A 25,765-nucleotide genomic window follows, 5' to 3' on the forward strand; every position below is an offset into this window, starting at 1 on the left:
TCCAATGTTTTCTACTTACAAAAAAACTATTTATTAATTTCATCATTTTTTCCCTCATAAAATTATTGCTCTTATATAATTTTATGCAAAAATTCCTTTTTTATAATTATTACTTCCTATATAAATTCCTATAATAACAAATATTATTATGCTACTTATTACAAAAATTAAATCACCATTATTAAAATCTCTTACAAAATCTAATAGTCTTTTTTGAGGTAAAATATTTCTTACAGTTTCTATTATTTTGCTACTTCCTTCAACATTCATTAAGCATCCACTAAATAGACTAGTTATCATTCCAATTATTGCAGCATTCATTTGAACTTCATTGGTCTTTTTAAATATATTACCTATAAGAATTATCATACTACTACATAATGTTCCAAGCAAAGTAAGTATTCCTAGAAAAGTCATATAGCTCATATTAATATCTACACTTAAAATTTTTATCATTCCTATAGAAATAATACTTGCAGGCACTATAACTACTAATAAAATATATAAGATTTGCCCTAATGTATATTGAAAGAATGATACATTTCCACTTAAAACTCTTATATATATTCCATTCTCTCTATCTTGCAAAAAGAAACTTGAAGAAGCTAAAGCTCCATAAAATAAAAACATCATTAAAAATCCTGTGATTTTTTCTACAACTCCTACATTATTCTCTGAAGCTATATATTCCTTTCCATAAAAAATCGAATCTATTATTTCTTTTATATTTTGATTAGAATATTCATTTACCTTAACTTTTCCATCCTCAAATTTAATTTCTGCTAAATAAGCTCCTGTTATTAAGGATGTATTTTTTATTTCACTATTTAAAGCTTCTATTTTTATTCCTTCATTTTCTTTAAATATATTTTCAATCATCATTTTCTCTTCATTTGTAGATTTTATAACTGCTATTTTTCCTTTTACATTATTTGCACTTCCAAAATATACTCCTAAACTAACTATTATAGGAAGTACTATTATAATCATTAATAATGTAACCTTATCTTTTTTTAATCTTAATATATTTCCTTTTATTATTAATAGAATATTTCTCATATCTCTCTCCTATAAATATTTTTCTACTTTAAAAGTTTTCTTTGTAATTACTAAAAAGAATAACCCTAAAAGAATATTAATCATTATTATTATCCACAACATTCCTGTACTATTATCATAAATTGAATTTAAGATTCCTTCTATAAGATACTTTACGGGAGAAAGTTTCGTTAAAAAGCTTAAAATTCCTCCAAAACCTTCTAAAGAAATGAATGCTCCTCCTAAAGTACATAAAATTGCTTGTATTAAATTAAAAACTCCATTACAAATTCCAATCTCCTTTACTAAGCTTAAAAGAAACATTCCAAGTCCATTTGATAAAAAAGCTAATGTTATAAAGCTTAAAATTATAATCAACTCATTCCCTGCATAATTGACTTTAAATAAATATTTGAAAATCAAAATGTTTAAAACTATTGAAATAGCTGAAAATATAGTTGAGGATATTATTTGTGAAATATAAATATATCTTTTAGGTACTGGCATATACATAGTTCTTAAATTTCCACCAACTACCTCTACATCACCTAAATTATATATTCCCAAAAGACCAGCTCCCATAAATAAAAATATCATCATACTATTTGAATAATATTCATAAGAGGTTATTCCCGAATTAAAGTAACTTTCTGCTAAATATCCAATTATAAAAGTTAAGAGACTTGGATATATTACAAAATTTATTATCATTATTTTATTTTTAAATAATGCTTTTAATTGCATTTCGATCATATTTTTCATATTAAATTCTCCTCTAATCCCTTAACTTTTTACCAGTTAAACATAAAAATACTTCTTCTAAATTTTTTTCATCATTTTCTTCACAATTCTTTTCTATAACATCTCTAATACTTCCATCTTCAATAACTCTGCCTAAATCTACAATAACAACTCTGTCACAAATAGTTTGGACTTCCTCCATATAATGAGTTGTATATATAACTGTTGTTCCTTCTTCTCTAAGCTTTTTTATAGATTCTAATATATGATTTCTTGACTGTGGATCTATTCCAACTGTAGGCTCATCTAAAATCAATATTTCTGGCTTATGTGCAAGTGCACAAGCAATATTAAGTCTTCTCTTCATTCCACCTGAATAAGTCTTAGGACACTCATCCTTCTTATCTAATAGCCCTACCATATCTAATGCTTCTAATACTCTATCTTTTAATAAAGCTCCTTTTAGTCCATAAAAACTTGCAAAGTATTTTACATTTTCATATGCAGTTAGATTATGGAATAAAGCTAATCTTTGAGGCACTATTCCTAAAGCTTTCTTGTACTCTCTCACATTTTTATAAATATCTTTTCCCTTAAATTTAATCTCCCCACTATCTTTTTTTAATGTGGTAGATAAAATATTTATAGTCGTACTTTTTCCTGCTCCATTTGGACCTAAAAAGCCTAATATTTCTCCTTTTAAAACATAAAAACTAACATCCTTCACTGCTATCTTTTCCCCATATGTTTTCTTTAAATTATTAACCTCTAAAATTTTCATATTAAATTCTCTCCTTTTAATTAATTCTTTTTATACCCTTATAAATTTCTTTAATTTATTTCATTATATTTCTTGAAGCTTTTTTATATCTTAAGTTTAATGGTAGGAGTAAGTCCTAGGTCAATATATTTTTTCTATTATATTTTATGCTTATATTTTCATCTTTATTTTTAATCTGTACTAAAAAAATTACATATGCTATTGCCATAAAGGTAATAGTACTATATAGTACTATTTATACTTTTAATTTATAAAGGAGGTTTTCATTTGAATAATAAAGGTGGTTTTTTAATTAATAAAATAAATTTTTTATCTGGAAGAATGTTTAATAATATAATGAAAAATCAAGAAAATTTAGATATAAATCATTCTCAAGGAAAAATTTTATTTATAATAAGCATTTACAAAGAACTCTCTATAAATGAATTATGTAATGAACTTTCACTAAGAAAATCAACTCTAACTAGTATGTTAGATAGATTGGAATTACAAGGTTATATATCTAAAAAAATATGTGAAAAAGATAAAAGAATTACACTCATATCAAATACTGAAAAAGCAAATAAAGCAGTTAAAATATTTGATGATGTTGTAAAAAAAATGAATCTAGTATTTTATGAAAACTTTAATGATAAAGATATAGAAATTTTTGAATCCTATCTACAAAAAATATATTTCAACTTAGAAAAATTAGATTAATTAGGAGAATTAATATGGTAAAAATAGTAGTGTTTATGGGTAGTCCAAGAAAAAATGGCAATGTAGATACAATATTAGATGAAATAATAAAAGGTGCAAATGAAAATACTGTTGATATTAAAAAATATTATTTAAATGATATGAATATAAAGGGTTGTCAAGGATGCTTATATTGCAGAAAAACCCCTACTTGTGCATTCAAGGATGATATGGTAGATGTATATGAGGATATAAAAGATGCAGATTACGTAATAATAGGTTCCCCTGTTTATATATGTCAGGTATCAGCTCAAACTAAATTACTTTTAGACAGATTATATCCTTTAACTGAAATTAATAAAGCAAAACATACTCCAAGATTTGGAGTTAAAAAATTAATAATGGTCTATACTCAAGCAGCCCCTTTTGGATTTCTATTTAAAAAATATTTTAAATACACTGAAAAGCACTTAAAAGGAATGGGCTTAATCCATTATAAATCTATAATAGCAACAAAAGCCTTTGAAAAGAACTCAACTAAAAGCAATTTAAAGATATTAAAAAAAGCCTATAACCTTGGTGTTAAAATATCTAGTAGCTAAAGTTTATACTTTGTCTTTTTATTGTTTCATTGCTAGGGAATACCTAAGCTTAGATTACCTTTTGCTATAAATAAAAATATAGCTTAATATCAAAAATAAACTTCTAAATAAATACACTTATTAAATCATAATTTAATGAGTGTATTTTCTCTATTTTCCAGTTCTATTTCATCACCTTCTTTTACTTGAAAATAATTTCAAATTCTAAAAAAACAATCTAATCCTTTATGAATTTAGATTGTTTTCTATTATGTTTATTTATCATTTTAAATTTTCACTTCCCCAATCAGACATAAGATCTAAAATTGGAATGAGGCTTTTTCCTTTTTCAGTTAAAGAATATTCAACCTTTGGTGGTACTGAAGGATATTCTTTTCTAAGTATTAATTCCTCTACTTGTAAATCCTTTAAATATGAACTAAGCATTTTGTGCGAAATAGACGGCAATTCTCTTTTAAGTTCACCGTATCTAATAATACTTTCTTTGTGAATTTTACATATAATAAGCCATTTCCATCTTCCTCCTAAGACATTTAATGTATAGGAAATGGGACACTTACTTTCATCCTCTGACCAATTTTTCATATGTTACTCTCCTTCTAGTAAGTACCTTACACTAAAGTGCGTACTTACATCTCTAATCAATATCTTATATTATAATACTATGTTAACATAATTTTCAGCAAAATTTTGCATACTTTAAGGAGAGAGCAAAATGACAAAAAACGAAAAAATTTCTTTTAGTTTAATTATTCTTATACCATTTTTAATGGGGCTTGGAGTTGATTTATATGTACCTTCTTTACCTATAATTACTTCTTACTTTCATTCTACTAGTGGTATTTCTTATTTAACTGTTGGAATATATATGCTTGGCTATGGACTTGGTCAAGCTATTTTAGGACCAATATCTGATCTTCATGGAAGAAGAAAGATTCTTATAATTTCAGCTTTTATATTTTTAATTGTAAGCTTCCTTGCAATTTTTTCAATAAATATAGCCTTTTTAATATTTATGCGATTTTTACAAGGTATTAGTATAGGCGGGCTTGGTGTTTGTGTAAGATCTATTATGGTTGATGTTTTCTATGGTGAGAAACTTAGATATGTTTCAAATTACCTAACTTTAAGTTGGTCAATTGGTCCAATAATAGCTCCCTTTATCGGTGCTACTTTAGAGAAATATTTTGGTTGGAAGTCAAATTTTTATTTATTTTTTATTTATGGATTAATTATATATATCTATATTTTAAAATGCTTTAAAGAAACTCATCCAAATCATAAAAATAAAACCCTCAATAATATAAAAAATGATTTATTAGATATTCTAAAAGAAACTAGTTTCACATTAACAGTTATACTTTCTGCAATAGGCTATAGTCTAGTAATTATTTTTAATATGGTTGGTCCTTTTATAATAGAAAAAACTTTAAATAAATCAATAGAAATCTATGGATACATCGCTATGTTTTTAGGTACTGCATATTTTTTAGGCACTATAGTAAATAGAATTTTAATAAAAAAAGAAACCGAAATCCGCCTCATAAAATACGGGATTTGCTTAGTATCTATATTTTCATTTTTAATGATACTTATAAACTTAAAGCACTCATATTTACTGGTTGTCATTCTACCAGTATATTTAATTTTTATGTCAGTTGGCTTTGTAGTTCCTAATGCTGTCAGCTTTTCTATGGGGAAGTTCAAAGATAAAGGGGGTATTGCCAGCTCACTTTTTGGACTTATAAATGGTCTTGTTGTTTTTACAATAAGTAATTTAGTTGGGCTATTTAAAATTTTCCATGGTTTAGAACTTGGAATAGTTTATCTTATCTTAGGAATATTATCGATTTTAATATTTTTAGTCTTAAAAAAAGATAAAAGTTTTAATTAACTATAAAAACCACACATTATTGAACTTTTTCTTCCTTATAGGCAGTAATTCAGTTCAATAGTATGTGGTTCATCTTCTCTATTTTTCTAAATGTTTTATTGGTGCAAAGGCTTCTAAATACATAATTTCTTCTCCATTTTCAAAACTTCCTAGTATCATCTTTAAATAAACTTTTCCTAAAGATTTTAATTTCATTTCCTTCATCTTTTTTTTAAACAAATTAAAGTTTTCCATAGTAGCTTTTTCACCTTGTTCTGGTGTTTCTATAACTGGAATCTTTATCACCGAATATAAGCAGCTTTCATAAAAAAGTCCTTTATCTTTATTTTTTATTTCTTTTATCACTAAATGCTTTGCCCCTAAAATCTCTTCTTTGTTAAAACTAAATTCTTTTAATAAATTATCTAATGTATGTGCTCTCTTTGAAAGCCCACTATTTTCAAGCTTATTCTTATATTTTTTAACTACTTCATTTGCATCTTCTATAGCTCTTTCATCTATTTCTTCTAATATCTTAAAAGGACCTAGACTCTTTATAGAAAACTTCCCTATATTATTTATGATATTTAAGTAATCGCCTCTAGTTTTTTTAATTTTTTTTAAGATTTCTCTTTTTTCTTTTATTTCTAGTTCTAACTTTTCTTCTTGTTCCTTTAAAATTACATCTATTTTAATAAGCTCTTCATTATCTTTAATCTCTTTTATCCTTTTAATTTCTATATTTAATTCTCTATAAAAATTAATTAAAAAAAGATTGTGTATCTCTCCCATACTATATTTTCTATATCCATTTTCATTATCCTTTACAGAATTTATTAATCCTTTTTCTTCATAAAATTTTATAGTATCTCTTGATATACCTAGCATTTCTGAAACTTGTCCTATCCCACAATATAATTCTTTTCTCATATTCTCCCCTATCTTTCTCCATTATTAACGCTTTATCTTACAAATAATTATCCTAATAAAATTCTTTATTTTTTCTAAAAAAATCACTTTAACTAATATCTTTATTATAACTCACTTTCCAATTTAACCCAATAATTTATAAAAGCTATTAAGAAATTTTTCTTAATAGCTTTTATATTTAAAAATTTATTTTACATTAAATATTTTCTTCATCCTACAAATCTTTTCTTCATTTATGTTTTCTTTTCTTTCAGCATATAATTTCATTTTATATAGATTACTAATATCAATCCTCTTCAAAGTTTCTTCTTCTATTATATTATTAATAGATAATCCAATACCTATATTTTTTCTAATCATTAACTTTAAAGTTTCAAGACTATCACTATATACTATTTTTACATTTAGCCTATTTTCTTTTATAATTTCATCTAACATCATTTTATAATAACTACCATTCTTTAATGATATAATCGTCTTATTATTTAAATCTTTTATCTCATCTATTTTTCTTTTTCTATTAAATACTATCTCAACAGGCATATCTTGTAAAAAAATCATTACATTTCTACTTTCCGTTTTTTTAATATAACAACTCATACAATAATCTACTTCTTTTAATTCTATTACTTCATCAAATTTTTCTATAGGATACTCTTCAAAAATTATATCAACTAATTCTTCCGTATATATATTAGTTAAATATTTATTCGTTACCATAAAGCTTTCATCTTTTGGAACTCCTATGATTATCTGTTTTTTATTTGATTTTTGAATTTCTTCTTTTAAAGTCTTCAAGCTCGCTTCAAAATATTCAATAAACTCTAATAATTCATATCCACTTTCTTTAAGTAAATATCCTTTTGTAAATTTCTCTCTATAAATTAAGTTTGTTCCACATTCCTTTTCTAATCGTTGAATTGCTCTAGAAACTTTTGATTGAGAAATTCCATATCTCTTAGCCATTTCATTAAAACTTTTTGTATACATTAAATATTTAAAATAATATAAATCCTCTATTTGCATATCTTTTAACATTCTTTTTCTCCTACTGCCTCTATCTTCCTAAGCTTAAACTACGTTATCACTTCTTCTAGTTCCCCTATAACTTCTCTTTCATAATCAGTAAGATTTCTATATTTATAATATTCTAAACAAATATTTATTTTTAAACTACACTCTATTTGAATCATTTTAATCTTTTTAGATTCATTAATTTTATCAATACACAGTATGCTCCAACCAATACCTGCTTCTATTAGCTTGTTTAACGTTTCCATATCATGTACATAAATTATTTTTCTAGGCTTTATTTTATAATTTCGTATAATCTCTTCTATAACATCAAAATGTACTGATCCTCGTTTAAGAGATATTATGGTCTTATCATTTAATATCTGCATAGATACTTTTTCATCTTTTATTGTCTCTTCCTTACTCATACAAATATTAAAAGGTACTTCCTTTAATATAATCCTTTTAATTTCTTCATCTTCAATTGATGTATTTAAATAATATCCTAGTAAAAAGTTTATCTCTTTGTTTTTTATGATTTCTTTTAAGTTCATGAATGTACACTCTACTAATTCTATATAATTTTTTTCTTTATCAATTAAAGAATTTATATATTCCATAATATAGTCATTTCCACTACCTTCTACGTAACCTATTATCAATTTATTATTTTCATTTATCTTATTTATCTTTCCTTCAAGTTTATCTAACTTTTTAAGTACATCTTTAGACAATTTATAAACTAATTCTCCGTCTTTTGTAAATCCAATAATTGTTGAGAATTTCGCTCTTTTAACTAATTTTGTCTCAAAAAATTCTTCCATTTTCTTTATAGATTTTGAAATCATGGATTGTGAAGTAAAATTTTTTTCTGCAACTTTAGTAAAACTTTTTAGTTCATATAAATCAATAAAATATTTAAATTCCCTAAACCTCATTATATGTTTCCTTTCAGGTTATCTTATTTACTTTTATTCTATATTATCTTGTCTACAAAGTCTATTTCAAATCTACTTATTCAAATATGATTTTTAAATAATTTTTATATTTCTCCTATTCCTCAAAATACTTTCACATTAATTTCATATTTATATTGCTTTATTCATATTTTCCGAATACTCCAAAAATTTTTTAGGACTGTTATTAAAAAATTTTTTCAAAGGTGTTCCTAAACCATATTTCATTAGCTCTTTAGCTGTTGGAATTTTCTCATTTTCTTTTCTTTTTTTCAAGTAAATATCATTTGCTATCTGTTTATTCCAAAACCCCTTAAACATTATCTTTCTTTCAAATCCTATTCCTCCCATATAAATATCTTTTATAAATAAATATGGACTATTCCTATACATCTTTGATAATGGTGTACTTAATTTATGTTCATAAAACCAATCTTTTTTTAAATTCAATATTTCTAATCTTTTTAAATCTTTTGTATAAAATTCAAAAACTTCTTTTATATTCTCTTTATTTTTCCAATAACTCTTCGGTAAATTTTCCATTTCAAAAGCTTTTAATTTATTTGGATAACAATAATTAATTACTTCAAAAATATTACCATTAAAATATTTTTTTAATGGTATATAAATATGATTTTCTTTAAAATATCTTAATGTTAATTTCTTTAACTCTCCCTTAGAGTTTTCATTTCTTCTCAAATATTTAAACAACTCAATGAAATTTTTCTTTCCATCTATTCCAATCCATATATTTTTAGGAAATCTTCCATTATTATTTTTAACTTCTTCATATAATTGAACTATATTTTTTTTCATTTAAATCACATCCTATACATTGTCCTCTAGTATAGCAAAGATTTTTTCATAAAATAAAATTCCAATAATGAATTTTATAATACATTATTGGAATTACATGTTTCTAATTTTTTTACTTTTCTTCTTCTCTTAATTATTTTTTTATTTAACCCCACTTAAACTATTAGCTAAAGATGCAATTTGTTTTTGAAGCCCTTTAAAATGAGTATAAATATTTTTATCTATCTCATAAGCATTTGTTCCTATATCTGTAGTAGTTCCTATAAAATATTTTTGTCCATTTATTACCTTAGTGATTTTATTGTCTAAAATATTATACCCATCTACTCTTTCCTTTTCTATTGTACATATAAGACCTTCTACTGCTGGATTAGATTTATTTATATAATTAAAAGTTATACTTTCATCATCTTCTTCAACTTCATAATATCCAGACCATGATGCCGGTATAGTCATTGCCACTCCATGTCTTTTACTTGTATATGTTTTAGCAGTTGCAACTGGTTTCTCTACTTGTACACTACTTGTTGAAGTATTTTCCTTTGCTACATTAGCTTCATCAATTTGTTTTTTTGCTTCTGCTTCTCTTTTCTTGCTCTCCTCTTCTTCCTTTTTCTTCTTTTCTTCCTCTTGTTTTCTTTGTTCTTCTAATTTCTTTTTGTTTTCTTCTTCCTTTTTAGCTAAGTCTTCTTTTATCTCTTTTAATTTTTCTTTTTGCTCATCTGTAAAAGATTCTTCTTTTACTTCTTTTATTTTATTCTTTGCTTCTGTTAATTTATTTATATCTATTAACTCTTCTATATTATTTAAACTTTCATTATTTTCTTTTATTTCTTTTATCTTAGCCTCGATATTTTTCTTTAATTCATCAATATTTTCTTTTATGTTTAATTCAACATAGTTTTCCGGAATTTCATCTAATAATTTTTTTGCTTCATTTAAATTACCCTTTTCATATTCTTCTTGAGCCTTTATATAATCCTCTATTATTTCTTCTAAATTTTTAGCTCTTTCATTTTCAGGATTCTTTTTTAAAACTTCCTCAAATAAACTACTAGCCTCTTCATATCTTCCTTCATTTAAATAATCAATTCCTTTTTCCAACTTACTTTCTGCTCCGCACCCTACAGTTAAAAAAGCTGTTGCAATAACTACTCCTGCTAATATAAGTTTTGACTTTTTCATTTTCTTCTCCCCCTCTTTATTTTTAAACCTTTGTATTTAATTTAAAATTTTTCTATTGTTATTCTCATTTCTCAGATTAATTTAATCCTAATTAAATTTTACCATAATTTTATAGTAATATTTAATTTTTTACATTTTTTTATTTATTTCACAAAAGGTCTCTTTTTTGTTTTTCCTAAAAATCATTTATTTTAAATTCCTTATTAAATAAAAAAATTTACATCAAAATTAAAATTATTTTGATGTAAACTCTTCTGAATACTATTCTTATATTGATATTATTCCAGTTATTAAAAGTATTATTGATATAACTGATATTACTATAAAAACAATTGCAATTATCCACTCATACCATTTCTCAAATATTTTTTTCTTTTTCTCTTTTTTATTCCAAATAAATAATATAAGTCCAAATGAAAATACTATACAGTTAAATAATATATACTTTAAATCTGCTGCATAAAACAACCATACTGTATATATAAGAGATACCATTCCTATAATGAAATCCTTAATTTTTCTTTTATCATTCTTCTTATAACCATCATTTTTTACTATTATTTTAAGTAAATATAATGTAGTTAAAAAATATGCTACAAGTGATGCAGTTGATGCTAATGAATATATCACCTGATAACTACTATTTGAAACATAAGAAAATATAAGCCATATTTGCGTTATTCCAGTTGTTAAAATAAGCGAATTTATAGGTGTCCCATTTTTATTTTCCTTTGCTAAAAACTTTGGCATAACATTATCTTTTGCTGTTGAAAATGGCATTTCAGCAACTATTACTGACCAACCTAAAAGTGCTCCAAATATAGATACTATAAGTCCTATATTTATAACGTCTGCTCCCCACTTACCAACTGCATATTGCATTATATATGCCATAGAAGGATCATGTAGATTTGCAATAACTCCTCTTTTCATTACTCCTAAAGATAATAAAGTTACTAAAATATAAATTGTGATAATTCCTACAAGTCCTATTACAGTTGCTCTTCCAACATCTTTAGCTTTTTTAGCTCTTCCTGATAATACAACAGCTGCCTCAATTCCTCCAAAAGCCCATAATGTTGCTATCATAGTATTTTTCACTTGACTAAATACACTTCCAAGTGAAGATGTCCCATAAAATTGAAAACTAAAATTTCTTATATGCAATGCAATAATTCCTATTATTATAAAAAGAATTATTGGAACAATCTTAGAGATAGTTACTATAACATTAACAATAAGTGCTTGTCTTACTCCCTTTGTAATAAGTAGTGTTATTCCCCAAAGTAAAATGGATGCAGCAATAATAGATGCTAAATTATTTCCATTACTATTAAAGATTTTAAAGAAATAAGATAAAGCCCCAAATACTAAAGTTGCATAAGCAACATTTCCAAAAGTTGAAGAAATCCAGTAAATCCATGCCGTGCTGAACCCCATATATTCTCCAAATCCTTCTTTACTATATCTATAGATTCCATTAGTAAGCTCTGGCTTTCTATTAGATAAAATCTGAAAAGTAAATGCTAGAGCAAATATTCCAATTCCTGATATGATAAATCCTAAAATAATAGCAAAAGCTCCTGCTCCTTGTGCAAGTTGTGATGGTAAAGAAAAAATCCCTCCACCTATAACGCCTCCAATAACTAATGCTATTAGTCCAATTAAACCTAATTTTTTGTCTTTCACTTAAATCACCTCATAATTTTCTATAAAGTCATTTAAAATAGCTATTTTAAAATAAAAAAAACTCCCCCTAAAAATAGAGGCAGCAATATATCCGCGGTTCCACTCTAATTATAAAAAGCAATAAAGCTTTCTATATCTTAAACTAATTTCAAGTACATTAATAATACCCTAACTCTATAACGGGAGTTCCCGCTGTAGCCTACTTTTACTTCGGTACAGAACTCAAAGATGCATTCGCAAATCTTCCATTAAGGATTTATTTCAGCTACTAAAATCCCTCTCTTTTAACTTCTAAATCTACTACTATTTCTTATCAACGTCTTTTCTTACTATTCTGATTAAAATACTATACTATAAAAGTTGCATAGTCAACAAAATCATAATTTATTAAAATTCCATCTATAATTTATTCTTTAAATTCACAAAAATAGAGTTCTATCTAAAAAGACAGAACTCTATTTTTTATATTCTATGCTTTGTTTTCACAACCACAAACTTTTATTTTTTCTTTTACAAACTTTTTAACTTCATCCATTCCAGCTTTATTATACTTTTTAGGATCAATTGTTTCTGGATTTTCTTTTATATATTTATTTACTCCTTCTGTAAATGCAATTCTAACTTCTGTAGCATAATTTACTTTACAGATTCCCTTATCTATTGCTTCTTTAACTTTTATATCTGGAACTCCAGAACCTCCATGTAAAACTAGTGGAACTTCTACAATATCTTTTATTTCTATTAATCTTTCTATATCTAATTTTGGCTCCCCTTTATACAATCCATGAGCTGTTCCTATTGCTATTGCTAATGAATCAATACCTGTTCTTTCTACAAACTCTTTTGCTTCTATTGGATCTGTATATAAATTCCCTTCTCCTCCATCTAAATCATCTTCTTTTCCACCAACTTTTCCAAGTTCAGCTTCTACTACTATTCCTGAAGGTTTACACATATCTACTACTGCTTTTGTTAAATTTATATTTGTTTCAAAATCACTATGTGATCCATCTATCATTATTGAAGTATAGCCTGTCCTATACGCTTCAGCAGCTAATTCAAAACTTGACCCATGATCTAAATGCATTACTACTGGAACTTTTGCTTTACTTGCTGCAACTCTTGCATTTGCTAAGAAATAATCTAAACTTGCATATTTAACTGTTGATGGTGTTGTTTGCATTATTACTGGTGCATTCATTTCTTCTGCTGCACTAATAACTGCCATCACCATCTCCATATTTTCAACATTAAATGCTCCTACTGCATAATTTCCTTCTTGTGCTTTCTTTAAAATCTCTTTACTTGTTACTAACTCCATACCCATTCTCCTTAATTCTAATTACTTTTTATTTTTTTACATGCAACAAAACTTATTGCACTTAAATATATGCTATATCCTGCTATTACAATACTAATTAAAATAAATATTGTATTAAAATTTTGTTCTATCGCATTAAGAACTACTAAAACTCCAAGAACTACATATGCACAGCCCTTCATCATTATCTTTTGAGGCTCTTTAGTTCTAACTAATGCTTCTACTTTTGATACTTTTCTTTCCCTCTTAAAGTTTTTAACAACTTTTAAGCTTTTTAAATATATAAATCTAAAATATAATTCCACAGCAATTGCTGCTCCACATCCTGCTACTAATGTATTAGTTAATGTATTAAAATAATCTCCAAGTAAAACTAACACTATCAATAAAATTGCATATCTATTATAAAGAATCGTAAACTTTGGCTCTACTTCCTTACTAATTAAATACCCTTTTTTATCTGCAAAATTGTAATATACATTGTCTCCATATAAATCTAAATAAATATTGTTTCCTGCTAAATTGGATTTATTTTTTCTCATTACAACATCGCCTTTCCTAAACAATATGTTTGTTCTATTGAGTAATCTTCATTTAAAACTGCTAAATCACTATCATATCCCACACCAATTCTCCCCTTAGTTTTATGAATGCCTAGGCATTTTGCTGGATTTATAGTACATGAATTAATTGCATAATTAAATGGAACCATAGCATCTTCCACTAAAAGTTTTAATCCTTCATTCATCTTAAGTGTTGATCCTGCAAGACCTTTTGTTTCTGTTAAATGTGCACTTCCATCTTCATATATTTCTATTTCATTTCCACCAAAGATAAACTTAGATCCTGCTTCAAATCCTTTTGCCATTAAAGCATCAGTTATCATAATCCCATAGTCAGGCCCTTTTGCCATAAAGAAATTATATAATGCATTTATACTTGAATGATTTCCATCACAAATAACTTCACCATACATTCCTTTTACTCTATAAGAAAATCCAACTAAGCCATTTTTTCTATGATTAAAAGGTGTCATTCCATTATATACATGCGTTTGTGATCTAGCCCCATGTGCAAAAGCTAATACTGCTTCTTCATAAGTAGCTGCCGAATGTCCTATACTAACAACTATTTCATTTGAAAATAAATATTTAGTTAGTTCAAAGTCTTCATCTAGCTCTGTAGCTAAAGTAACATATTTAATTAAGCCTTTAGCTGCCTTTTGATAATTTTGAAACTCCTTAATAGTTGGTTTAGCTATATATTCTTTTGGTTGAGCTCCTTTATATTCCATATCAAGATATGGCCCTTCAAAATGAATTCCTAATATTTCAGCTCCTTCATATCCTTCTCCAACTACCTTTGCAACATTTGCTAATGCTTTTGTTAAAACCTCTCTGCTTTGAGTTATTGTAGTTGGAAGAATTGACGTAACACCCTCTCTAACTATCTCTCTAGTCCATTTTCTTAACCCTTTTTCATTTGCATCATTTGTATCAAAGCCATAAGCTCCATGACAATGAACATCTATAAATCCTGGAACTATTCTTTTATTTCCATAATCTATAGAATCTTCTTTTTCGTTATACATATAAATATTTACTATTTTATTATCATCGATTTCTATTTGTGCTGGAACAAACTGATCCGCTATCCAAACTTTCTTGCTTTGTATTAACATAATAATTACACCTCCTTAGGATTTCTTAAACTTATTATATCTAAGAAGTCATTTATAATATTTGCACTTTTTAACATACCTCTTATATCTTTTAGTACAAGCATTGTATTTAAAAATCTCTAGACTATAATTTAAAGTAACGAAACACTTATCCATAAACGGAGGGGATATATATGACAATTTTTAATTACTCAACTGAAGAGATGAATAATACTTCATCTACTTTTACTTTAAATGAAATTTATCAACAGCCAAAAACATGGCTTAAAACTTTAAGTCAAATTATAGATACTAAAACTGAAATAGAGAGTTTTATAAATAAAGTAATAACTCAAAATGATTTTGATATTGTTTTGACTGGAGCTGGAACAAGCGAATTTGTAGGAAATTCTTTATATTCATATTTAAATACTAAATATGATCATAAGGTAAAATCTTATGGAACAACTGATATTGTAGCTTCACCAGAAAACTATATTTCAAAAGAAAAACCTACATTATTAGTAAGTTTTGGACGTTCTGGTAATTCACCTGAATCAATTGGTGCTGTAAATGCAGCTTCTGCTGTTTGTAATAATCTTTATAATCTTTTTATAACTTGTAATAAAGATGGAGCTCTTTCAAAAATGGCTCAAGATTTAGATAATTGCTTTGCAATAAATCTTGCTGATGAAACTCATGACCAATCATTTGCAATGACTTCAAGTTTCTCAAATATGTACTTAGCTGCTTATCTTGCATTTAGTTTAGATGAGTTAGGAAAAAAAGAATCTATACTTAATGAAATTTGTAATAAAACAGGTTTTTTTCTAAATAATGGATTTGATATTGTTAATGATATTGTAAAAGATTATAATTTTAGTAGAATTGTTTATTTAGGAAGTAATACTCTTAAAGGGATTTCACAAGAATCTTCTTTAAAAATGCTTGAATTAACTGCTGGTAAAACTGTTACTATGTTTGATACACCACTTGGATTTAGACATGGTCCTAAATCTATAATTAATGATTCAACACTAGTAGTTGTTTATATGAGTAATGATGAATATACTTCTAAATACGAGTTAGACTTAATTAAAGAAATTAGTAGTGAAAGAAAAGGAAATAAATTAGTTGTTGTTGGAAGTAATTCTGACGAAAATCTATCTAAATTAGCTGATTATTTTTATTCTTACGACTTAAATAATACTTTTAATAACGTAGAACTTGGTTTAGCTTATATAACATTTGCTCAAACACTTTCAGTTTTAAAATCATTATCAATGGGCATAACTCCTGATAATCCTTGTCCTTCTGGTGAGGTTAATCGTGTAGTTAAGGGTGTTACTTTATATAATTACATTTCTAAATAAGAATTAAGAGAGGGTTAAATTTATGATAGGATTAATAATTAGTGGACATGGTCATTTTGGAACTGGGTTACAATCATCTTTAAAATTAATTGCTGGAGAATCTACAAATACTCAATTTATAGACTTTGAGGAAAGCGATTCTACAGACTCTTTAAAGAAAAAATATATACAGGCTTTATCACATTTAAATAATTGTGATGATATATTAGCACTTACTGACTTAGCAGGTGGTTCTCCTTTTAAAACTTTAGTAGAGCTTTCATATGAAAGTTCTCAGAAAATACAAGTTATTGGAGGAAGTAACTTACCTATGATTTTAGAAATATCAATGACTAAAGATATATTTTCTGATTTAGATTCTCTTTGTGAATCTGCATTAACTACTGGTAAAGACAGTGTGGTTAAATTTGCTTTAGTAGACCATACTGAAATTGAAGATGAGGATGGTATTTAATTATGAATTGGGAAGTTATCGCTTGGACATGCATTACAGTTGCTGTATTAATATTAATTATTGGTTTAATACTAATGTTTATATCAGCAAGAAACCTTAAAAAGAAAGCTTCAGAAATTAAAGATCTTCATATTGATTTGAAACCTGGAACAAAAGTTACATTCTGTGGTGGTATCTATGGAAGAGTTGTTAAGGTTGAAAATGAAACTGTAGATGTTGAAGTTAGTAAAAATACAATTTTGAAAGTATCAAGATATGCACTTCAAACTGTTGCATAATCTTTAAAATATAGGCAGTTTCGTGCCATAAATTTCAAACAGTGCATCTCTCCCCCTGATAAGAGATGCACTGATTTTATATTTATTCCTTATATACTTTTTGTGCATAATCACTTGGACTTATTTCAAAGTGCTGCGTAAAAGCTCTTGAAAAATAGTGTATTGAACTAAATCCAAGAGTAAATGCTATTTCACTTATAGTGAACTTATTTTCTTTTATCAATCTTTTACTTTTCTCTAATTTTAAATTATTTATATATTTCTTCGGTGTAGTTCCTAAGTTATTTTTAAATAATGTTTGAAGTGATGATCTTGAAAGAGAAAATTTGTCACACAATTCTTCAATTGTAATTGGTTCACAAATCATATCATCTATATAAACTATTATCTTTCCTAATAATTCATCTTGAAAATGTTGATGTGATTCTAAAGTAGGCTTTATATCTTCATGTTCTACATAATCATATTGAAATAATCTTATTATTACCTCATGAAAATTACTAAGTATTAAATTCTGTGAATACGGTATTGTTAAAGAGATATTCTTTGCAAAAACTCTAATTGCTTTATACAGTTCTTTTTCACAATGAAAAACTTTATTGCAAATTAAGCTATCATCTTCACATTCCATATCAAACATAACTGTTAGATATGAGCAAGAATTATCATTTTTCACCTCTTGTGTATGAAATTTATTTTTTTCATATACAATCATATCATAAGTATTTAAATTAAACTCCTCACCATCTATTGTTGTATCAAGATTCCCGTTATCTACAAAAGTTAGTTCATATATATTATGACTCTCCCCTTTAAACTTATAATTAGGACTCTTTATTGTATAGTAATATGCCATTATTTCTGGAATATTTATTGTTGGCAATATTCTATTATATACATATGGTGGATTTAAAAATTCTAACTTCAAATTATAATTTGCTGGAATTATTAAATTATATGATGTTTGTTCTGTCATTGAAATTATATTAAAATACATATTTCGTTTTATCTCTAAATTACGATGAATAGCAAAAAGTTTAAAATCACCATTACTAGATTCACCTATCAAAATATATGCCATTCCTTCTTTTATTTCAACATAAACTGATTCTGAAAAATTATATAAGCTAGATATAACTCTATCACTAGTAACTATCTTTCTTTTTATAAAATCATTTTTACTTATTTCTATATTTTCATCATATATTAACCCATATTTTATAAATAAAGGACTTGATGTCTTATCATACATTGTAAATCACCTCCCCCATAATTGTGTAAGTCTTATATTAACTTAGTATCCTCACCCTTACTTTCGTCCTTTTTTTCACTTAATTTATAGATTAAGTTCTCTTTATTTAAATATTTTTTAAACTTCTCTTAATATTATGTTTATTTTTTAAATTTATGAGCTAAATTAAAGAAAGAGCTTTCCAAAACTAATTTTGAAAAGCTCTTTTTTATATATTAAGTTCTTTTGATTTTATACGAACATTTATATAGTCGCTTGAAAGCTTATATATAGCACTTGCTAAAGGTATTCCAATTAAAATTCCAAGCACTCCATAGAAATAACTACCTATTATAATTGCAATCATAATCCAAATAGATGTTAATCCAACTGATGATCCAACAACTCTTGGATATATAACATTACTTTCAACTTGTTGAAGTAATACAATCGCTATTACAAATGTAATTGCCTTTACAGGACTTATCATAAGTAATAATAAAACTGCAGGTATAGTTCCTATAAATGCACCTAATATTGGGATTACTCCTGTAACTCCTAATAAGCAAGCTATTAATAAAGCATATGGTATTCTTAATATAACCATTAAAATAAATGCTAAAACAGCTATAATAAATGCTTCTGTACACTGTCCAGTAATAAATGCCGCAAATGAATTATTCAATACCCTTGCAACATGAAGAGTTTTATCTCCTGCTTTTTTACTTAGAAGAGCATAAATAACTTTCTTCCCTTGTCTTATAAGTAATTCTTTACTAAACAAGAAATAAATTGCAAGAATTAAAGACATTATGAAATCTATTATTCCACTTGCAAATGATACTGTAAATGAAAAAACTGTTGATAATCCAGTTGTAATCATTCCAGTTGCTACAGAAAGAATATTTTTCCATGCTGAAAATAATTCTTTATATATCTCATTAAACATTGCCGACTTATTAGAAATATGAAATGTCTTCTCTAATGTATCCTCAAAGCTACTAAGATATTTAGGCGCTAAACTAACAATTTGAAGTAAGCTACTTACAATCTTGGGAACAACTACAAAAATTACTGTTGAAATAATACCAAATATAATCACAATTGAAATAAGAATCGTAATTCCTCTAACTACTCCTTTAAGCTTAGTATTTTCCTTTTTTATTAAAAACCTATAAACTATTTTATTCTCTAAAAACTTAACTAATAAATTAATAATAAATGCTAATGCAATAGCCACTATAATTGGTGACATCATACTCATAAATGAATCAATATATCTATGAATATCACTAAGTTTAAAAAGAACAAAAACAAGAAGTACTAAAACAATTCCAATGTAGAGGAAATAATTTTCCTTTAAATTTTTAATCTTCAAATAAATTTCTCCTTTAATAATATTATTTTATTAATCCAAACTTAATATATTATGCACTCAAAGCTTCTCCCAATATATTAAATCATGTTTTATCATTATACAGTTTAAAAATTAATAGGAAATAGCTATCTAAAGAATATATTATTAAAAATTATAAATCAATTATCAAAAAGTCTAAAGATTATTATCTTCCCGCTTAATATAATAATGTTAAAGAGTTAAATAACTTTTAAATTTATGAGGGAGGTGATATTCATGCCAAATATAATTTTAACGAGAATAGACAACAGATTAATTCATGGTCAAGTTGCTACTCAATGGTGTGGATCTATAGGGGCTAATTTAATTTTAGTTGCAAACGATATCGTTGCGGGGGACAAACTTAGACAAGGGTTAATGGACATGGCTGCTCCAGCTTATGCTTCAACTAGATATTGGACTATCGACAAAACTATATCTACTATTCACAAAGCTAATGCTAAACAATTAATATTTTTAGTTTGTGAAAACCCAACTGATGTATTAAGACTTGTTGAGGGTGGTGTTCCAATTAAAAAAGTTAATATTGGTAACATGCACATGGCTAAAGGAAAAAGACAAGTAGCAGGTTCTGTTGCTGTTGATGATGCTGATGTAGCAGCATTTAAAAAACTTAAAGAACTAGGAGTTGAATTAGAAATAAGAAGAGTTCCTAGTGAAGGCACTGAAAACATAGAAAAATTATTTAAATAATTTTAATAAATAAATTTAATAGGGGGTATTATAGAATGGATTTTAATTTAATTCAAATCTTGTTGGTTGCAGTATTTGCATTTATTGCAGCTATCGACCAATTTAGTTTCTTAGAATCTCTATATCAACCAATTGTATCCGGTGCTGTTATTGGTGCAATTTTAGGAGATTTACAAACTGGACTTATAGTAGGTGGTACTTATCAATTAATGACAATTGGTAACATGCCAGTTGGAGGAGCTCAACCTCCAAATGCCGTTATCGGTGGAATTATGGCTGTAGTTTTTGCAGTTTCAACTAAGTTAGATGCAACAGCTGCTGTTGGATTAGCTGTTCCTTTCGCTTTAATCGGACAATACTGTGTAACAATTCTTTTCACAGCTATGTCTCCATTAATGTCTAAAGCTGATAAATATGCTGAAAATGCTGATACAGCTGGAATTGACAAACTTAATTATTTAGCAATGGGTGCTTTAGGATTATTCTTTGCGGTTGTTATCGTAATTGGATTAATCGGTGGAAGTGCTGCTGGTGAAGCTTTAAATGAATTCTCTAAAGACGCAGCTTGGTTCATGAATGGTCTTAGTGCTGCTGGTGGAATGATGCGTTATGTTGGATTTGCAATTCTTTTAAGAATTATGCTTTCAAAAGATCTTTGGGGAATTTACTTTGCAGGATTTGCTCTTGCAACTATTGTAGGTAGTATTGAAGGTCTTGGCGGACCAGCATTATTAATCATCGCATTTATTGGAGTTGGTATAGCTATCTATGACTTCCAAACTAATGTTAAGATGAAAGCTAATGTAAGTTTTGTATCAGAAGGAGGCGATGACGAAGATGGCATCTAATGCAACAAAAACTAAAACTAAAGCAGTTGAACATGATTCAACTCAATATAATGATTTAACTCCAGCACCAAATTTAGATAAAAAGACTCTAAATAAAATGGTTTGGCGTTCACTATTCCTTCAAGCTTCATTTAACTATGAAAGAATGCAAGCTGGTGGTTGGTTATATGGTATATTACCTGGATTAAAAGCAATCCATAAAGATAAAAGTGACTTATCTAAATCAATGAAACACAACCTTGAGTTTTTTAATACTCACCCATTCTTAGTTACTTTCGTTATGGGGATTATCCTTTCTTTAGAGCAACAAAAAGCTGACACAAATACAATTAGAGCTGTCCGTGTTGCTGCAATGGGTCCTTTAGGTGGTATTGGTGATGCTATCTTCTGGTTTACTTTAGTTCCTATCACTGCTGGTATTACTGCTAATATGGCAATTAGTGGATCGATTCTTGGTCCAATATTGTTCTTGCTTATCTTTAATGCTGTTCAGTTTGGTGTTAGATATTTCTTAATGCACTGGTCTTATAATCTTGGTTCTAAGGCTATCGATATTCTTACTAAGAATGCAAAAGAGTTTACTCGTTCTGCTTCTTTACTTGGAGTATTTATAGTTGGTGCTTTAACATCTAACTATGGAGCTACTAAGCTTGCAATAGTTATTCCAAATGGTGATGCTCCTATAGATATTCAAGCTATCTTAGATGGTGTTTTACCTAATATGATTCCACTTGGATTCACTTTACTATTATTCTACCTATTAAAGAAAAGAGGTTGGAGTCCTGTTAAATGTATCGTACTTCTTCTTATAGTTGGAATTTCCTTAGCAGGTGTTGGACAACTCTTTGGATTCCAAATGTGGAAAGTATAAAATAATCATTAAAATAAAAAGGATTTTTTCAAATTTGAAAAAATCCTTTTTTCTATTCTTTAAAAATAATTGTTCCCAGTTACGTATTATCTAATTTTGATAATTAACTTTTAATTCATTTTCATATGGGAATAAAACTATTTCCTTTCCATTTAAATCTACTTTTTTCATATCTACTGCATTTAAACTATTGTTTTTATAAGTATTATAGAAGTATATTTTATCTTCTAAATTCATACATGAAGTATATACAGTTATATCACTTAATTGTTGAGGTGTTCTAACTGTTCCTCTTACCATTGCTACATTATTTAATATATGGAAAAATTCATTTATATCCATAGATTCACTATCATTTGCTAATGCATTATGTCTTAAAAATGCAACTCTAACAAATCTAGATGCTGGTGTAAAATCTCCTGGTAATCCAACACATCCTGCCCCTTGACCTAATGCTGGTAAACTTTGTTCACTCCACTTTGTTTCTCCTGCTTGATTTGCATATAATCCTATATATTGTCTTAAGTTTGTTTCATGCCAATCAAATGTTGGAGAGTTTGTTAAAACACCTAAATTATTTTCAAAAACTTTTAATCCAGCTTGTTTACTCTTTTCAACTACAATACTCTTTCCACTTTTATCTGTTATTATCCAATGTAATGTTGGAATTGGTGTTTTTTCGTTAAATGGTTTATCCATAATATTTACGTTATTTAATGCTTCTCTTACCTCATATAAATCTTTAAAATTAGCTAAAATCCAAAACATAAAATCATATACTGAAACATTTTCTTTATTTTCATCTATTTCAGGCTCATAATATGCATACCCCGGAAAGTTTAATCCAGCTATTCCTAAGCCTTCCTCATTCATTCCATCTGCAAGCATTGGATGATTTTCCATAATAGTCATCATTCCTATTATTCCATATTTAGTGTGCTCTTTAGTATTTATCATTCTATTTTCATACTCAAAATTTCTAGGAATCACTCCTACACTTTGACCAAATTCAAATTCTATATCCATATTTCTTCCAAATAAATGTTTCCCGTCTTTTGTAATTAATGTTAACCCTGTACACATACGCATTCCTCACTATCATCTATATTTTTTAATATTAGTTTTATTAAAATGTTATCACAATTCTTTATTTTCCACAATATTACTATTATGTAATTATTAACTTGTTAAACTTCTATTCATATTTTTCTTATTAATATGACCTAAATAAATTATTACTTAAAATTCCATTCCTCAATGAAATCATCTAAAAACTGTTCCATAATTCTATGTCTTTTTCCCGCTAATTCTTTTCCTTTTCTCGTATTTATTAAATCCTTTAATTTTAAAAGTTTCTCATAAAAATGATTTATCGTATGATTCTTTTTATTTTTAACTTCATCTAAAGATTTAAAATCCATAGGTTCAATAGTAGGATCATAAATTAGATTCCCTTTATATCCTCCATAAGTAAATGTTCTTGCAATTCCAATTGCGCCCATAGCATCTAGTCTATCTGCATCTTGAACAATCATTCCTTCAATAGTATCTTGTTTTGAAGAAACTACTCCACCTTTAAAAGATAAAGTCTTTATTATAGAAATAACCTTTTTAATATCTTCCATTTCAACTTTTTCACTTAAAAGAAATTCTTCAATAATACTTGTATCTGATTTATTGGCTTTAGAAAACTTCCAGTCCTCTATGTCATGTAACAGCGCAGCAAGTTCTATAATATAAGAATTCCCGCCCTCTTCCCTACATAAATATCTCGCTAAATTATATACTCTCTCTATGTGGTACCAATCATGTCCACTTCCCTCATTCTCTAGTTTTTCTTTTACGAATCTTCTTGTATTCTCTATAACTATTTCTTTACTCATCTATTTTCCTCTTCTCATTTAATTAAATTCAATATTTAATTTCTTTACATTACTCTTTAATTTATATCCATAAATATTAATCCTATCTAAAGTTACATCTTCAATTTTTTTCAAGTTATTATTTAAATCTATTATCTTTTCTGGTAATATGGAAATTACCTCATTATTTTCAACCATATCTATTAAAATATCAATAGTATCCACTTCTACTATTCCTTTAATCTTAATTTTACTTTTCTCAATATATTTAAAAGTCTCTATTCTATAGGGACAATTTACATCTCTACTAACAATAACTTTATTTCTTTTACAATCTATTTTATTATTCTTAGATTGTATCCAATAAACTTTTTCTGAAAAAGTTAAAATCTTTTCAAAATCCTTATCATCTATTTCCTTATTAACAAAAATAAAATCAAGTTTTTCCTCTTTAAGTAGTTTTATTAACTCATTTATAGGTCGAGTAAAAATCTCAAACTCATCATTTAGATAATATTTACTTAAATAGATTTTTGAAATAACACCTGTTCCACCTATAGAAGTCTTTTCTTTATTTATTGAAAAATCTTTCTCCATTTTAACTACAATAAATAATATTTCCTTTGCATAAACTAAAAACTTTTCTCCATCACTTGTTAAATCCATCCCCTTATTAGTTCTAAAGAATAATTTCCTTCCTATTTCTTCTTCTAACTTTAAAATTCTTTTACTTATATTAGATTGAACATATCCTAAGCTTTTAGCAGCCTTTGAAGTCGAACTTAACTTTGCAACTTCACTGAATATTTTTATATCATTAATCTCCATAAATATCTCCTTTGCTATTCCTCTTTGGAATATCCAATATGATTTATAACCATTATACAGCACCATATTTCACTTGTATAATGAGCCTATACGAAAGGAGATTTTATTATGAATGCAATGCAATATAAAATCACATTACCAGCTGATTATAATATGGATATCATAAGAAAAAGAGTTTTTGAAAATGGTTATAAAACAGATAATTTTAAAGACCTTTTATTAAAGGCATATCTAATTATAGATACAGAAAATAAAAAACAGTATGCTCCTCTTTATCTTTGGAAAAATCATACTGGCATGAATAAATTTATATTTGAAGGTTACTATGACAATATATTAAGTTCTTTCGGATGGCAACATATAAACATAGGAATTCCACTAGAAATAAATTTTTCAAATAATTTCAAAGAGTCTGCTTATATATTAGAAATAGAACATACTATTAAAGAAACAAATAATATGAATTATCCTAAACTTTCTAATAAATACAATAACACGCTAGGACAGATCCTAATTTATAATCCTGATAAATGGAAATACGTTGAATTCTATTTCTTTAAAGAACAACCTAGCATTAATGAAAACTTTACCTCTCTATATGAAATACTTCATCTATCACTATAATT

The 25,765-nt window shown here is 26.7% G+C and carries 28 protein-coding genes and 1 other annotated feature; of the genes, 10 read left to right on the top strand and 18 right to left on the bottom strand.

Features of this window, described 5'->3' with window-relative positions:
• Positions 1 to 81 precede the first annotated feature (81 nt).
• From Q0W06_RS05840 to Q0W06_RS05850, 3 genes are read right to left on the bottom strand one after another with little or no spacing between them, the layout of a single operon-like run.
• The gene (locus tag Q0W06_RS05840; protein WP_297632653.1) at positions 82 to 1,059 is read right to left on the bottom strand and encodes an ABC transporter permease; all 978 of its coding nucleotides are present in this window, start codon (positions 1,057 to 1,059) and stop codon (positions 82 to 84) included.
• A 9-nt stretch (positions 1,060 to 1,068) separates the two neighbouring features.
• The gene (locus Q0W06_RS05845) at positions 1,069 to 1,800 is read right to left on the bottom strand and encodes an ABC transporter permease (protein WP_297632656.1); all 732 of its coding nucleotides are present in this window, start codon (positions 1,798 to 1,800) and stop codon (positions 1,069 to 1,071) included.
• 13 nt (positions 1,801 to 1,813) lie between these two features.
• Complete coding sequence (locus tag Q0W06_RS05850) at positions 1,814 to 2,560, bottom strand: ABC transporter ATP-binding protein (RefSeq protein ID WP_297632659.1); 747 nt, start codon at positions 2,558 to 2,560, stop codon at positions 1,814 to 1,816.
• A 267-nt stretch (positions 2,561 to 2,827) separates the two neighbouring features.
• On the opposite strand from Q0W06_RS05850, the gene Q0W06_RS05855 reads away from it, so the two are divergent.
• Together Q0W06_RS05855 and Q0W06_RS05860 are read left to right on the top strand one after the other, a co-directional pair.
• Entirely contained in the window at positions 2,828 to 3,259 is a 432-nt protein-coding gene (locus Q0W06_RS05855; RefSeq protein ID WP_297632662.1) for a MarR family transcriptional regulator, read from the top strand.
• 14 nt (positions 3,260 to 3,273) lie between these two features.
• Positions 3,274 to 3,840, top strand: coding sequence for a flavodoxin family protein (locus Q0W06_RS05860; protein ID WP_297632664.1), 567 nt, complete (start codon positions 3,274 to 3,276; stop codon positions 3,838 to 3,840).
• Between the two features lie 261 nt (positions 3,841 to 4,101).
• Here Q0W06_RS05860 and Q0W06_RS05865 read toward each other — a convergent pair whose 3' ends face one another.
• Positions 4,102 to 4,425, bottom strand: a complete 324-nt coding sequence (locus Q0W06_RS05865) for a helix-turn-helix domain-containing protein (protein ID WP_297632667.1) — start codon at positions 4,423 to 4,425, stop codon at positions 4,102 to 4,104.
• Positions 4,426 to 4,555: 130 nt separating this feature from the next.
• Between Q0W06_RS05865 and Q0W06_RS05870 the strand changes: the two genes are divergently transcribed.
• Positions 4,556 to 5,734 (top strand): Bcr/CflA family efflux MFS transporter, encoded by a 1,179-nt coding sequence (locus tag Q0W06_RS05870; RefSeq protein WP_297632669.1) that lies wholly within the window; start codon positions 4,556 to 4,558, stop codon positions 5,732 to 5,734.
• 78 nt (positions 5,735 to 5,812) lie between these two features.
• Here Q0W06_RS05870 and Q0W06_RS05875 read toward each other — a convergent pair whose 3' ends face one another.
• From Q0W06_RS05875 to nagA, 9 genes are all read right to left on the bottom strand, one after another.
• Entirely contained in the window at positions 5,813 to 6,643 is an 831-nt protein-coding gene (locus Q0W06_RS05875; protein ID WP_297632671.1) for a MerR family transcriptional regulator, read from the bottom strand.
• A gap of 186 nt (positions 6,644 to 6,829) precedes the next feature.
• Complete coding sequence (locus tag Q0W06_RS05880; protein WP_297632674.1) at positions 6,830 to 7,681, bottom strand: LysR family transcriptional regulator; 852 nt, start codon at positions 7,679 to 7,681, stop codon at positions 6,830 to 6,832.
• A 38-nt stretch (positions 7,682 to 7,719) separates the two neighbouring features.
• Positions 7,720 to 8,595: a LysR family transcriptional regulator gene (locus Q0W06_RS05885; RefSeq protein WP_297632676.1), complete on the bottom strand. Its 876-nt coding sequence runs from the start codon at positions 8,593 to 8,595 to the stop codon at positions 7,720 to 7,722.
• A gap of 150 nt (positions 8,596 to 8,745) precedes the next feature.
• Complete coding sequence (locus Q0W06_RS05890; RefSeq protein ID WP_297632679.1) at positions 8,746 to 9,429, bottom strand: hypothetical protein; 684 nt, start codon at positions 9,427 to 9,429, stop codon at positions 8,746 to 8,748.
• Between the two features lie 141 nt (positions 9,430 to 9,570).
• Positions 9,571 to 10,614 carry a tetratricopeptide repeat protein gene (locus Q0W06_RS05895; RefSeq protein ID WP_297632682.1) on the bottom strand — a complete coding sequence of 348 codons (1,044 nt, stop codon included), beginning with the start codon at positions 10,612 to 10,614 and terminating at the stop codon, positions 9,571 to 9,573.
• A gap of 267 nt (positions 10,615 to 10,881) precedes the next feature.
• Complete coding sequence (locus Q0W06_RS05900) at positions 10,882 to 12,303, bottom strand: basic amino acid/polyamine antiporter (protein ID WP_297632684.1); 1,422 nt, start codon at positions 12,301 to 12,303, stop codon at positions 10,882 to 10,884.
• A 72-nt stretch (positions 12,304 to 12,375) separates the two neighbouring features.
• Positions 12,376 to 12,629, bottom strand: a binding site (T-box leader).
• 143 nt (positions 12,630 to 12,772) lie between these two features.
• Positions 12,773 to 13,624, bottom strand: coding sequence for a tagatose-bisphosphate aldolase subunit GatY (gene gatY / locus Q0W06_RS05905; RefSeq protein ID WP_297632687.1), 852 nt, complete (start codon positions 13,622 to 13,624; stop codon positions 12,773 to 12,775).
• Between the two features lie 17 nt (positions 13,625 to 13,641).
• Positions 13,642 to 14,166, bottom strand: a complete 525-nt coding sequence (locus Q0W06_RS05910) for a hypothetical protein (protein ID WP_297632689.1) — start codon at positions 14,164 to 14,166, stop codon at positions 13,642 to 13,644.
• A complete protein-coding gene (gene nagA, locus Q0W06_RS05915; protein ID WP_297632691.1) occupies positions 14,166 to 15,305 on the bottom strand; it encodes an N-acetylglucosamine-6-phosphate deacetylase in 1,140 nt (379 codons plus the stop codon). Before nagA ends, Q0W06_RS05910 begins: the two co-directional genes overlap by 1 nt.
• A 173-nt stretch (positions 15,306 to 15,478) precedes the next feature.
• Here nagA and Q0W06_RS05920 point away from each other — a divergent pair, with 173 nt between their 5' ends.
• From Q0W06_RS05920 to yajC, 3 genes are read left to right on the top strand one after another with little or no spacing between them, the layout of a single operon-like run.
• Positions 15,479 to 16,657, top strand: a complete 1,179-nt coding sequence (locus Q0W06_RS05920; protein WP_297632693.1) for an SIS domain-containing protein — start codon at positions 15,479 to 15,481, stop codon at positions 16,655 to 16,657.
• Between the two features lie 22 nt (positions 16,658 to 16,679).
• Positions 16,680 to 17,111: a PTS galactosamine/N-acetylgalactosamine transporter subunit IIA gene (gene agaF / locus Q0W06_RS05925; RefSeq protein WP_297632696.1), complete on the top strand. Its 432-nt coding sequence runs from the start codon at positions 16,680 to 16,682 to the stop codon at positions 17,109 to 17,111.
• 2 nt (positions 17,112 to 17,113) lie between these two features.
• Positions 17,114 to 17,389: a preprotein translocase subunit YajC gene (gene yajC / locus Q0W06_RS05930; RefSeq protein WP_297632700.1), complete on the top strand. Its 276-nt coding sequence runs from the start codon at positions 17,114 to 17,116 to the stop codon at positions 17,387 to 17,389.
• Positions 17,390 to 17,471: 82 nt separating this feature from the next.
• On the opposite strand, the gene Q0W06_RS05935 is transcribed toward yajC, so the two are convergent.
• Complete coding sequence (locus Q0W06_RS05935; RefSeq protein ID WP_297632703.1) at positions 17,472 to 18,641, bottom strand: AraC family transcriptional regulator; 1,170 nt, start codon at positions 18,639 to 18,641, stop codon at positions 17,472 to 17,474.
• 208 nt (positions 18,642 to 18,849) lie between these two features.
• On the bottom strand, positions 18,850 to 19,998 hold the full coding sequence (locus Q0W06_RS05940) for an AI-2E family transporter (protein ID WP_297632706.1): 1,149 nt from the start codon (positions 19,996 to 19,998) through the stop codon (positions 18,850 to 18,852).
• 255 nt (positions 19,999 to 20,253) lie between these two features.
• Between Q0W06_RS05940 and agaV the strand changes: the two genes are divergently transcribed.
• Genes agaV through Q0W06_RS05955 form a run of 3 tightly spaced genes read left to right on the top strand, consistent with a single transcriptional unit; the run spans position 20,254 to position 22,449 of the window.
• Positions 20,254 to 20,730, top strand: coding sequence for a PTS N-acetylgalactosamine transporter subunit IIB (gene agaV, locus Q0W06_RS05945; RefSeq protein WP_297632709.1), 477 nt, complete (start codon positions 20,254 to 20,256; stop codon positions 20,728 to 20,730).
• Positions 20,731 to 20,765: 35 nt separating this feature from the next.
• Positions 20,766 to 21,578 carry a PTS sugar transporter subunit IIC gene (locus tag Q0W06_RS05950; protein WP_297632711.1) on the top strand — a complete coding sequence of 271 codons (813 nt, stop codon included), beginning with the start codon at positions 20,766 to 20,768 and terminating at the stop codon, positions 21,576 to 21,578.
• Positions 21,568 to 22,449, top strand: a complete 882-nt coding sequence (locus Q0W06_RS05955; RefSeq protein WP_297632757.1) for a PTS system mannose/fructose/sorbose family transporter subunit IID — start codon at positions 21,568 to 21,570, stop codon at positions 22,447 to 22,449. The genes Q0W06_RS05950 and Q0W06_RS05955 overlap by 11 nt, the downstream gene beginning before the upstream one ends.
• A gap of 90 nt (positions 22,450 to 22,539) precedes the next feature.
• On the opposite strand, the gene bsh is transcribed toward Q0W06_RS05955, so the two are convergent.
• The 3 genes from bsh to Q0W06_RS05970 all read right to left on the bottom strand — a co-directional run bounded on the left by bsh (position 22,540) and on the right by Q0W06_RS05970 (position 25,139).
• Positions 22,540 to 23,532, bottom strand: coding sequence for a choloylglycine hydrolase (gene bsh / locus Q0W06_RS05960; protein ID WP_297632713.1), 993 nt, complete (start codon positions 23,530 to 23,532; stop codon positions 22,540 to 22,542).
• A gap of 152 nt (positions 23,533 to 23,684) precedes the next feature.
• Positions 23,685 to 24,332, bottom strand: coding sequence for an HD domain-containing protein (locus Q0W06_RS05965; protein WP_297632716.1), 648 nt, complete (start codon positions 24,330 to 24,332; stop codon positions 23,685 to 23,687).
• A gap of 18 nt (positions 24,333 to 24,350) precedes the next feature.
• Entirely contained in the window at positions 24,351 to 25,139 is a 789-nt protein-coding gene (locus tag Q0W06_RS05970; RefSeq protein ID WP_297632718.1) for a LysR family transcriptional regulator, read from the bottom strand.
• 108 nt (positions 25,140 to 25,247) lie between these two features.
• On the opposite strand from Q0W06_RS05970, the gene Q0W06_RS05975 reads away from it, so the two are divergent.
• Complete coding sequence (locus Q0W06_RS05975) at positions 25,248 to 25,763, top strand: DUF4865 family protein (RefSeq protein WP_297632721.1); 516 nt, start codon at positions 25,248 to 25,250, stop codon at positions 25,761 to 25,763.
• Positions 25,764 to 25,765 lie beyond the last annotated feature (2 nt).

The organism is uncultured Clostridium sp. (genome assembly GCF_947072515.1).
Lineage (GTDB): Bacteria > Bacillota > Clostridia > Clostridiales > Clostridiaceae > Clostridium.

Coding starts and splice junctions, on each gene's coding strand:
- Q0W06_RS05875 (WP_297632671.1), bottom strand. CDS start 6,643: ATGAGAAAAGAATTATATTGTGGGATAGGACAAGTTTCAGAAATGCTA.
- yajC (WP_297632700.1), top strand. CDS start 17,114: ATGAATTGGGAAGTTATCGCTTGGACATGCATTACAGTTGCTGTATTA.
- Q0W06_RS05880 (WP_297632674.1), bottom strand. CDS start 7,681: ATGTTAAAAGATATGCAAATAGAGGATTTATATTATTTTAAATATTTA.
- Q0W06_RS05910 (WP_297632689.1), bottom strand. CDS start 14,166: ATGAGAAAAAATAAATCCAATTTAGCAGGAAACAATATTTATTTAGAT.
- Q0W06_RS05970 (WP_297632718.1), bottom strand. CDS start 25,139: ATGGAGATTAATGATATAAAAATATTCAGTGAAGTTGCAAAGTTAAGT.
- Q0W06_RS05975 (WP_297632721.1), top strand. CDS start 25,248: ATGAATGCAATGCAATATAAAATCACATTACCAGCTGATTATAATATG.
- Q0W06_RS05950 (WP_297632711.1), top strand. CDS start 20,766: ATGGATTTTAATTTAATTCAAATCTTGTTGGTTGCAGTATTTGCATTT.
- Q0W06_RS05890 (WP_297632679.1), bottom strand. CDS start 9,429: ATGAAAAAAAATATAGTTCAATTATATGAAGAAGTTAAAAATAATAAT.
- Q0W06_RS05935 (WP_297632703.1), bottom strand. CDS start 18,641: ATGTATGATAAGACATCAAGTCCTTTATTTATAAAATATGGGTTAATA.
- gatY (WP_297632687.1), bottom strand. CDS start 13,624: ATGGAGTTAGTAACAAGTAAAGAGATTTTAAAGAAAGCACAAGAAGGA.
- Q0W06_RS05895 (WP_297632682.1), bottom strand. CDS start 10,614: ATGAAAAAGTCAAAACTTATATTAGCAGGAGTAGTTATTGCAACAGCT.
- agaF (WP_297632696.1), top strand. CDS start 16,680: ATGATAGGATTAATAATTAGTGGACATGGTCATTTTGGAACTGGGTTA.
- Q0W06_RS05965 (WP_297632716.1), bottom strand. CDS start 24,332: ATGAGTAAAGAAATAGTTATAGAGAATACAAGAAGATTCGTAAAAGAA.
- Q0W06_RS05870 (WP_297632669.1), top strand. CDS start 4,556: ATGACAAAAAACGAAAAAATTTCTTTTAGTTTAATTATTCTTATACCA.
- Q0W06_RS05865 (WP_297632667.1), bottom strand. CDS start 4,425: ATGAAAAATTGGTCAGAGGATGAAAGTAAGTGTCCCATTTCCTATACA.
- Q0W06_RS05860 (WP_297632664.1), top strand. CDS start 3,274: ATGGTAAAAATAGTAGTGTTTATGGGTAGTCCAAGAAAAAATGGCAAT.
- Q0W06_RS05920 (WP_297632693.1), top strand. CDS start 15,479: ATGACAATTTTTAATTACTCAACTGAAGAGATGAATAATACTTCATCT.
- Q0W06_RS05850 (WP_297632659.1), bottom strand. CDS start 2,560: ATGAAAATTTTAGAGGTTAATAATTTAAAGAAAACATATGGGGAAAAG.
- bsh (WP_297632713.1), bottom strand. CDS start 23,532: ATGTGTACAGGGTTAACATTAATTACAAAAGACGGGAAACATTTATTT.
- Q0W06_RS05955 (WP_297632757.1), top strand. CDS start 21,568: ATGGCATCTAATGCAACAAAAACTAAAACTAAAGCAGTTGAACATGAT.
- Q0W06_RS05845 (WP_297632656.1), bottom strand. CDS start 1,800: ATGAAAAATATGATCGAAATGCAATTAAAAGCATTATTTAAAAATAAA.
- nagA (WP_297632691.1), bottom strand. CDS start 15,305: ATGTTAATACAAAGCAAGAAAGTTTGGATAGCGGATCAGTTTGTTCCA.
- Q0W06_RS05840 (WP_297632653.1), bottom strand. CDS start 1,059: ATGAGAAATATTCTATTAATAATAAAAGGAAATATATTAAGATTAAAA.
- Q0W06_RS05885 (WP_297632676.1), bottom strand. CDS start 8,595: ATGAGGTTTAGGGAATTTAAATATTTTATTGATTTATATGAACTAAAA.
- agaV (WP_297632709.1), top strand. CDS start 20,254: ATGCCAAATATAATTTTAACGAGAATAGACAACAGATTAATTCATGGT.